The organism is Nonomuraea sp. NPDC048916 (assembly GCF_040649575.1).
Lineage (GTDB): Bacteria > Actinomycetota > Actinomycetes > Streptosporangiales > Streptosporangiaceae > Nonomuraea.
On sequence record NZ_JBEZFS010000295.1, the window covers coordinates 1 to 376 of the forward strand.

Annotated in this window: 1 protein-coding gene and 2 pseudogenes; 1 reads left to right on the forward strand and 2 read right to left on the reverse strand. The window is 64.1% G+C overall.

Annotation, left to right across the window (positions count from 1 at the left end):
* Nucleotides 1–14 precede the first annotated feature (14 nt).
* A complete protein-coding gene (locus AB0C16_RS40925; RefSeq protein ID WP_357691612.1) occupies nt 15–188 on the forward strand; it encodes a hypothetical protein in 174 nt (57 codons plus the stop codon).
* On the opposite strand, the pseudogene AB0C16_RS40930 reads toward AB0C16_RS40925, so the two are convergent.
* Nucleotides 137–253 (reverse strand): annotated as a pseudogene (locus AB0C16_RS40930) (hypothetical protein); the annotation flags it as partial. The gene AB0C16_RS40925 and the pseudogene AB0C16_RS40930 sit on opposite strands and share 52 nt — an antisense overlap.
* A gap of 26 nt (nt 254–279) precedes the next feature.
* Nucleotides 280–330 (reverse strand): annotated as a pseudogene (locus AB0C16_RS40935) (acyl-CoA dehydrogenase N-terminal domain-containing protein); the annotation flags it as partial.
* Nucleotides 331–376: the final 46 nt, after the last annotated feature.

Here is a 376-nt window from a genome sequence, read left to right on the forward strand (position 1 = left end):
GGGGGTTGGGTCGGATGACCCAGCTTCCCCCAGCAGCGCCCGAGTACGACACCATCACGTTCGATCCCGGAACTCAGCTCACCCACTTCCACGACACCCACGGCGCGATCGTGGACATGACGAAAGGCACGGTGACCATGTCGTCGGAGAGCTTGGCGCAGCGCTCCAGCAGACGGGAGTGTAGGTAGAACACGTCACCTGGGAAGGCCTCGCGGCCCGGCGGGCGACGCAGCAGCAGCGACACGGCCCGGTGCCGAGGATCTCGCCGCGCCCGAACACCTCGAAGAGGTTGAACTCCAGGTCACGCAGGTTGCTCTTGAAGTGGCCCATGGCTGCTGATCTCCTTGAACCGGGGGCGATATCTACTGGCTAGTAA

What these genes read in the sequence shown, in the direction of transcription:
- AB0C16_RS40925 (WP_357691612.1), top strand. Translation starts at nt 15, where the DNA reads ATGACCCAGCTTCCCCCAGCAGCGCCCGAGTACGACACCATCACGTTC.